This window comes from Nocardioides terrae, from assembly GCF_900112345.1.
GTDB lineage: Bacteria > Actinomycetota > Actinomycetes > Propionibacteriales > Nocardioidaceae > Nocardioides > Nocardioides terrae.
In genome coordinates this window covers 228,533-236,333 of sequence record NZ_FOLB01000007.1, presented here as the reverse complement: position 1 = coordinate 236,333, position 7,801 = coordinate 228,533, and the positions used below count along the sequence as shown (strand labels likewise).

8 protein-coding genes are annotated in these 7,801 nt (G+C 67.3%); 2 read left to right on the top strand and 6 right to left on the bottom strand.

All coding sequences use genetic code 11. The features are described from left to right. The coding region (locus BM236_RS11590; protein ID WP_139230087.1) for an integrase core domain-containing protein at positions 1–340 on the top strand (340 nt) is incomplete at its 5' end. 19 nt (positions 341–359) lie between these two features. On the opposite strand, the gene BM236_RS11585 is transcribed toward BM236_RS11590, so the two are convergent. The 4 genes from BM236_RS11585 to BM236_RS11570 form a co-directional block, all read right to left on the bottom strand. Further along, positions 360–914, bottom strand: coding sequence for a phage integrase central domain-containing protein (locus tag BM236_RS11585; RefSeq protein ID WP_245750287.1), 555 nt, complete (start codon positions 912–914; stop codon positions 360–362). Between the two features lie 105 nt (positions 915–1,019). Further along, positions 1,020–1,295 carry a helix-turn-helix transcriptional regulator gene (locus BM236_RS11580; RefSeq protein ID WP_091123801.1) on the bottom strand — a complete coding sequence of 92 codons (276 nt, stop codon included), beginning with the start codon at positions 1,293–1,295 and terminating at the stop codon, positions 1,020–1,022. A 392-nt stretch (positions 1,296–1,687) separates the two neighbouring features. Next, positions 1,688–3,112: a type I glutamate--ammonia ligase gene (gene glnA, locus BM236_RS11575; RefSeq protein ID WP_091123799.1), complete on the bottom strand. Its 1,425-nt coding sequence runs from the start codon at positions 3,110–3,112 to the stop codon at positions 1,688–1,690. Positions 3,113–3,224: 112 nt separating this feature from the next. Continuing rightward, the gene (locus tag BM236_RS11570) at positions 3,225–5,402 is read right to left on the bottom strand and encodes a glutamine synthetase III family protein (RefSeq protein ID WP_091123796.1); all 2,178 of its coding nucleotides are present in this window, start codon (positions 5,400–5,402) and stop codon (positions 3,225–3,227) included. Positions 5,403–5,578: 176 nt separating this feature from the next. Here BM236_RS11570 and BM236_RS11565 point away from each other — a divergent pair, with 176 nt between their 5' ends. Then, on the top strand, positions 5,579–5,992 hold the full coding sequence (locus BM236_RS11565) for an RDD family protein (RefSeq protein ID WP_245750286.1): 414 nt from the start codon (positions 5,579–5,581) through the stop codon (positions 5,990–5,992). A gap of 64 nt (positions 5,993–6,056) precedes the next feature. Here the strand turns inward: BM236_RS11565 and BM236_RS11560 are convergent, their stop codons facing one another. Both BM236_RS11560 and lipA read right to left on the bottom strand, forming a co-directional pair. After that, on the bottom strand, positions 6,057–6,761 hold the full coding sequence (locus tag BM236_RS11560) for a DUF4191 domain-containing protein (RefSeq protein ID WP_091123792.1): 705 nt from the start codon (positions 6,759–6,761) through the stop codon (positions 6,057–6,059). Positions 6,762–6,809: 48 nt separating this feature from the next. Continuing rightward, positions 6,810–7,751, bottom strand: coding sequence for a lipoyl synthase (gene lipA, locus BM236_RS11555; protein WP_091123790.1), 942 nt, complete (start codon positions 7,749–7,751; stop codon positions 6,810–6,812). Between the last annotated feature and the right edge of the window lie 50 nt (positions 7,752–7,801).

The window sequence follows — 7,801 nt, the reverse complement described above, 5'->3', positions numbered from 1 at the left end:
CCATCACGCCGACCACGGGTCGAACTACCTCTCGATCGTTTACACGGACCGGATCGGCGAGCTCGGCGCGAGGCCGTCGACCGGGACCGTCGGTGACTCCTTTGATAACGCGCTCGCCGAGGCGGTCAACGGGCTCTACAAGACCGAGCTGATCCGGCGACGAGGACCGTGGCGCACGATCGAGCAGGTCGAGCTCGCGACCTTGGAGTACGTGTGGTGGTGGAACAACCAGCGCCTGCACGGGGAGCTCGACATGAGGACCCCGCTCGAGGTCGAGGCGGCGTACTACGCTGCCCATGAATCATCCCGGCCGGCACTTGCTGGCCAAGGGAACGCATAGGAACGAAACCCAGCGCGATTCAGTACTGGGGCGGAAGCGCGTCGTGCATGGCGGAGACCCACTCGGTCGGCCAAGGCACCACCTTGCGGCGCGACGTTGCGGGCCTTGTCACTGAACTCGCTTTGCACGGATTCTTGGCGATCATGTCGTCGTCGACCGCAGCCGAGAAGATGGCAGACACGTTAGAGAAGATGACGCGCCGGTAGGTCTCGGCCATCTCCATCGATCGTAGGAGCTTCTGGATGGTCGACGGCTTGATCTGTCGCAGCTCGAGGTGTCCTAGCGTCGGGAACACATGGAGCCTGAGTCGCAATTCGGTCGCCTCGTATGTCAGCGGACTGAAGGTCCGACTGTCGAGCCACTCCTCGGCATAGGCGCGAAACGAGATCCTGCCGGCGTCGACATCAAGGTAGGTTCCACGAAGCTTGTCCGCCTCGACCGTGTTGCGGAACGCAACCGCCTCGGCCTTGCGTCGGAAGGTCTTACGACGCTGCCGCCCCTCGGGATCTCGGTAGTTGACGACGTAACGAGGGCTGCCGTCGTCGGATGGTCTCCCAGGGCTAATACTTGCCATGGCAGTCCTCGACAGCGTCGGACCGGGTGACCAACCATGCTGATGAGCATCTGCTCGCTGGTGGCGATGGAGTCGATTCCGGGTCAGGCTGATGGCCTGTCGGGATCATCGATTCTCCTCGAGTCGCACGGTCCAATTGATCACGGTTGCTGCCCGCCAGCGCAGGTGCTTGCCGACACGGAAGCCGGCCGGGCCGTAACCTGTCGTCCGCCAGGAGTAGATGGTCTGCTTGGTCACGCCAAGGTAGGAAGCGACATCGTCGATGTCCCACAGCTCTTGGGCCTCGACCAGCCTGGGTGCCCGGCTTCCGCGGTCTCCGCGACGCCGCGGCCCAAAGATTCCCGGTTCCACAGCCGGCACGTTCGAGTTCGTTGCCATCATCAAGCCCCTCCTTGCGGCGTTGACGGGGATTCGGTCTACAGGCACCTATGTCCGGCGGAGGCACCGGAGCGATCATGCAGATGCAAGTGATGTGGCAGCGAGCTGACTCGGGACTCGCGGTGGTGGTCGCCGAACGGTGCGATGCCACGCTCGTGGCTCGGGCAACGGACCCAGGTCGAGACCGCTGTGGCGACCTACCCGATCGGAGCCAGGCGAACCGTGCGCCAAGAGGTGGCGCGTCTGAGATTTGTACCGGATTTGTAACAGACGAGCGGCTACCAACAGCAAACGCCGCCGAGCGACCAAAAGGTCGCGCGGCGGCGTTTCTGCAGGTCAGCGGCTGTTCTTCGTGGTTGTTCGGCGTTGTTGAACGACCACAGCCAGAGGCCCGGTTAGATGTCGTAGTAGAGCTCGAACTCGTGCGGGTGCGGACGCAGCTGCACGGGCAGGATCTCGTTGGTCTTCTTGAAGTCGATCCAGGTGTCGAGCAGGTCCGGCGTGAACACGTCGCCGACCGTGAGGAAGTCCTTGTCGGCCTCGAGTGCGTCGAGGACGGCGCCCAGCGAGGTCGGGACCTGGTTGATCTCGGCCATCTCGTCCGGCGGGAGCTCGTAGATGTCCTTGTCGACCGGCGCGGGCGGCTCGATCTTGTTCTGGATGCCGTCGATGCCGGCGAGCAGCAGGGCCGAGAAGGCGAGGTAGGGGTTCGAGGACGGGTCCGGGAACCGCGCTTCGATCCGCTTGGCCTTCGGGTTGGAGCCGGTGATCGGGATGCGGAGCGCCGCGGAGCGGTTGCGCGAGGAGTAGACCAGCGAGATCGGCGCCTCGAAGCCCGGCACCAGGCGGTGGAACGAGTTCACGGTCGGGTTGGTGAAGGCCAGCAGCGCGGGCGCGTGCTTGAGGATGCCGCCGATGTACCAGCGGGCGAGGTCCGACAGGCCGCCGTACCCGGCCTCGTCGTAGAAGAGCGGCTCGCCGCCGTTCCAGATCGACTGGTGCACGTGCATGCCCGAGCCGTTGTCGCCGAAGATCGGCTTGGGCATGAAGGTGACCGTCTTGCCGGCCTCCCAGGCGGTGTTGCGGATGATGTACTTGAACTTCATGACGTCGTCCGCCGCCTTGAGCAGCGTGTCGAAGCGGTAGTTGATCTCCGCCTGGCCGGCGGTGCCGACCTCGTGGTGAGCGCGCTCGACGACGAGGCCGACGTTCTCGAGGTTCTTGACCATCACGTCGCGCAGGTCGGCGAAGTGGTCGGTGGGGGAGACGGGGAAGTAGCCGCCCTTGTAGCGGACCTTGTAGCCGCGGTTGTCCTTCTCGAAGGAGTCGCCGGTGTTCCAGGCGCCCGCGTAGGAGTTGATCTCGTAGAAGCCGGTGTTCTGCTTCGTCTCGAACTTCACGTTGTCGAAGATGTAGAACTCCGCCTCGGGCGCGAAGTACGCGGTGTCGCCGATGCCTGTCGTCGACAGGTAGGCGAGCGCCTTGCGGGCGATGTTGCGCGGGTCGCGGCTGTAGGCCTCGCCGGTGATCGGGTCGTGCACGAAGAAGTTCAGCGCCAGCGTCTTGGCCGCGCGGAACGGGTCGACGAACGCGGTGGTGACGTCCGGGAAGAGCGCCATGTCGGACTGGTCGATGGTCTGGAACCCGCGGATCGAGGACCCGTCGAAGGCCAGGCCGTTCTCGAACACCTCCGGGCCGAAGGAACCGACGGGCACCGTGAAGTGCTGCATGATGCCGGGAAGGTCCACGAACCGGATGTCGATGAACTCGACACCCTCGTCCTTGATGAACTTGAACAGCTCGTCGCTGGTGGTGAACACGCCTTCTCCTTGGTGAAGCCGGGGGCGGATGACTCTGCTGAAAACTACACGGGCTGGGAGAGCGGCCGACACCATCGTGCGTCCGGTGGGACGCCGGATGGACCGGTCGGGGTCATCGGATGAAGAGCATCTCCTGGTAGGTCGGCAGAGACCACAGGTCGTCGGCCACGACGCCCTCGAGAGCATCGGCGGCCGCGCGCACCTTCGTCATCGCCGGGAGCACCACGTCGCGGTGGTACGCCGCCTCGGCGATGCCCTCGTGGTCGTGGGCGGCCGCCTTCGCGGCCCGCAGCCCGGCGATCGCACCGCGCAGTTCGCCGACGAGCTCGGTGACGGCCAGGAGGTCCGTCCGATCGGCGTCGACACCGGCAGCCGTCAGCGCCGCGACGTTGCCGGCGAGCTCGGTCTGGTGACGGAGCGCGGCCGGGAGGATCGTGGTCTGCGCCATCCCCTCGGTGAGGTTGGCCTCGACGTTGATCGCCATGACGTACTGCTCGAGACCGACCTCGTAGCGCGACTCCAGCTCGGCCTCGCTGAGCACGGCGTACTTGGTGAAGAGCGCCTTGGTCTCGGCGCTGGTCCACTCGGGGAGCGCGTCGACCGTCGTCCGGAGGTTCTTCAGCCCGCGTACGGCGGCCTCCTCGTGCCACTCCGAGGAGTAGCCGTTGCCGTCGAAGATCGCAGCGCCGTGGGTCTCCATGATCTTCGCCAGCAGCTGCTGCACGGCGTCGTTGAAGTCGGTGCCCGACGCGACAGCGGCCTCGAGCTCGGTCGCGGCGTAGTCCAGGGCCTCGGCCATGATCGTGTTGATGACGACCATCGGGGCGGCGACGGTCTGGTTGGACCCGGCCGCCCGAAACTCGAAGCGGTTGCCGGTGAAGGCGAACGGCGAGGTGCGGTTGCGGTCGCCCGCGTCCTTCGTCAGGTCGGGGAGGGTGTCGACGCCGACCGAGAGCGCGCCCTTCTGCTTCGACGACGTCGCGCCACCGTTGCGGATCTGCTCGAACACGTCGGTGAGCTGCTCGCCGAGGAAGATCGAGATGATCGCCGGCGGAGCCTCGTTGGCGCCCAGCCGGTGGTCGTTGCTCGCCGACGCGATCGACAGGCGCAGCAGGCCGCCGTGGAGGTGGACGGCCCGGACGATCGCCGCGCAGAAGACCAGGAACTGCGCGTTGTCGTGGGGGTTGTCGCCCGGGTTCAGCAGGTTGCCCTGGTTGGCGTTGCCGAAGGAGAAGTTGACGTGCTTCCCGGAGCCGTTGACGCCGGCGAACGGCTTTTCGTGGAAGAGGCACTCGAAGCCATGCTTCTTCGCGATCGCCTTGAAGGTCGACATCAGCAGCTGCTGGTGGTCGGAGGCGAGGTTTGCGCGCTCGAAGACCGGCGCGATCTCGAACTGGCCCGGGGCGACCTCGTTGTGGCGGGTCTTGGCCGGGATCCCGAGCTTGAGGAGCGCGCGCTCGGTGTCGTGCATGAAGCCCAGCACGCGCTCGGGGATGGCGCCGAAGTAGTGGTCGTCGAACTCCTGCCCCTTCGGAGGCCTCGCGCCGAACAGGGTGCGACCGGCGTTGAGCACGTCGGGGCGCAGGTTGACGAACGAGCTGTCGACCAGGAAGTACTCCTGCTCGGGGCCGCAGTAGGACACGACGTTGTCGATCTGCCGGTGGCCGAAGAGGGCGAGCACCCGGCGGGCCTGCTCAGACATCGCCGACTGCGAGCGCAGCAGCGGGGTCTTGTGGTCGAGGGCCTCACCGGTCATCGAGACGAAGATCGTCGGGATGCAGAGGGTGTTGCCGTTCGGGTTCTCCAGGATGTACGCCGGGGACTGGACGTCCCACCCGGTGTAGCCGCGCGCCTCGAAGGTCGCACGGATGCCACCGTTGGGGAACGAGGAGGCGTCCGGCTCGCCCTGGACGAGGGTCTTGCCCTGGAACTCCCAGATCGCGGTGCCGTCGCCGACCGGCTCGAGGAAGGAGTCGTGCTTCTCGGCGGTCAGGCCGGTGAGCGGGTAGAAGACGTGGGCGTAGTGCGTGACGCCCTTCTCCATCGCCCAGTCCTTCATCGCCGAGGCGACGATGTCGGCGACGTTGGGGTCGAGCCGCTCGCCCCTCTCGATGGTGGCCGCGACGGACCGGTAGACCGACTTCGGGAGCCGCCTCTGCATCACCGAGAGGCTGAAGACGTTCTCGCCGAAGATGGCGCCGGTCTCCTCGGCTGCGTCGAAGAACGGGGTCGGGGCCACGTTGCACCCGATCTCGCGGATCGCGCCCAGGCGTACGGCGTTCGCGGTCATCTGCTGCTCCTCGCATCGACGCGCCGGCCGCATCGGGGTCGTGCCGGCGTCGGGACGGACGCTACGGCGGCAAGATTTCCCAGCGTTGCCCTCGTGTTTCGGGCGTGTAACAAACGCACCGGCCCGGTCGAGGGGAGACTCCGAGGCCCGGACCGCCTCCTCTAGGCTTGCCGCCCGTGACCGACCCGACCTTCCCCACCGCGTCCTGGGCCCGCCGTGCCGTCGCGCTGCTCGTCGACTGGCTGGCGTCGATCCTCGTCGTGGTGTTCCTCGTCGGCTGGGACGACTACACGTCCCAGGGCGGAGCCGAGCAGTTCTACGTCCTGATCGCCTACGTCGTGGAGTCGGCGGTGCTGACGACCCTGGCCGGCGGGTCGTTCGGCAAGCTCGCCACGCGGCTGCGCACGGTGCGGGTCGACGGCGACCCTCGCCCGCTCGACCCGCTGCGCTCCTTCGCCCGGCAGATCATGGTCGCGGTCGTCGTACCGCCGCTGATCTTCCGTCCCGACGGGCGTGGCCTGCACGACATGGCGGCGGGGACGGCGACCGTGGACCTGCCGACCTGGCGGCGGCTGGCCGGCAGGGCCTGAAACGCCTGAGCGCCTCGACCACCGATGGGTGGTCGAGGCGCTCAAGGGTCGGGAGCGGATGCGCTCAGCGGCCGCGCATGTTGCCGCGCATGCCCTTCATGGAGGTCGGGATCGGCCCCTTGGGCAGCGGCACCTTGCCGCGGGTCGCGTCGATCGCCTTGAGCCGGTTGAGCAGGTCGGTGATCTCGGCGGGCTTGACCTTGCGGCCCAGCTTCATCACGTGCTTGACGAGCTTGGGCAGCGGGACCTGGCCCTCGCCGTCGCCCACGATCACCTCGGTCACGGGGACCTCGTAGAGGACGCGCTCGTGGCGCTTGCGCTCGCTGATCAGCAGCGGGCGCAGCCGGTTGGGGTTGCCCTCGCCGACCAGGACGATGCCCGGAGGGCCGACCACGCGGTGGACGACGTCCTGCTGCTTGTTGAACGCGATGGCCGGCTCCGTGGTCCAGCCGCGGCGCAGCATGGTGAGCGCGGCGGCGGCACCGCCGGGCTGGCCCTCGAGGCGCTTGTAGGCGGCGTGCTGGGCACGGCGGCCGAAGACGATCATCAGCAGCAGGAGGCCGCCGAGGAGCGCGCCGACGATCGACATGACCAGGCCGAGCGCGCCGCTGCCGGGGAGCACCCAGAAGATGACGAAGCCGATGACGGCGCCGACGATGAACGAGCCGAGCAGGATGAGACCGATCCTGGGATCGGCCTGCTTGGTGATCCGGTAGGTCTCGACGATCTGCTGTCGACGGCTCAGGGTGCTCGGGTCGACCTGGGACATGCGGTGCTCTCTCAGTTCAGCTCGGGTCGGGCTCAGGGGGAACGAGGATCAGGCGGAGATGCCCTCACGGGCCTCGATCGCCTGACGGTACAGGCGACCGGCCCGGTAGGACGAACGAACGAGCGGGCCGGACATGACGCCGGAGAAGCCGATCTGCTCGGCCTCCTCGTTCAGCTCGACGAACTCCTCCGGCTTCACCCACCGCTCGACCGGGTGGTGACGCACGCTGGGGCGCAGGTACTGCGTGATCGTGATGAGCTCGCAGCCGGCGTCGTGGAGGTCGCGGAGGGCCTGGGAGACCTCCTCGCGGGTCTCACCCATGCCGAGGATGAGGTTGGACTTGGTGACCAGGCCGAAGTCGCGGGCCTGGGTGATCACGTCGAGGGAGCGCTCATAGCGGAACGCGGGCCGGATCCGCTTGAAGATCCGCGGCACGGTCTCGACGTTGTGGGCGAGCACCTCGGGTCGGCTCTCGAAGACCTCGCGGAGCAGGTCCGGCTTGCCGTTGAAGTCGGGGATGAGGTTCTCGACGCCGGTGTCGGGGTTGAGCTCGTGGATGGCGCGGACCGTCTCGGCGTAGAGCCAGGCGCCGCCGTCGGAGAGGTCGTCGCGCGCGACGCCGGTGATGGTGGCGTAGCGCAGGCCCATGCTCTGCACCGACTCGGCGACGCGGCGCGGCTCGTCACGGTCGAGCGGCTGCGGCTTGCCGGTGTCGATCTGGCAGAAGTCGCAGCGGCGGGTGCACTGGTCGCCGCCGATGAGGAAGGTCGCCTCGCGGTCCTCCCAGCACTCGAAGATGTTGGGACAGCCCGCCTCCTGGCAGACCGTGTGGAGCCCCTCGGACTTCACGAGCTGCTGGAGGTGCTTGTATTCGGGACCCATCTTGGCCCGGGTCTTGATCCACTCCGGCTTCCGCTCGATCGGGGTCTCCGCGTTGCGGACCTCCAGCCGGAGGAGCTTGCGACCTTCAGGTGCTGGCGCAGTCGTCACGCGTTCAGCCTACGCCGGGAGGCCACCGCGTCCGCAGTCGGGACGGTTAC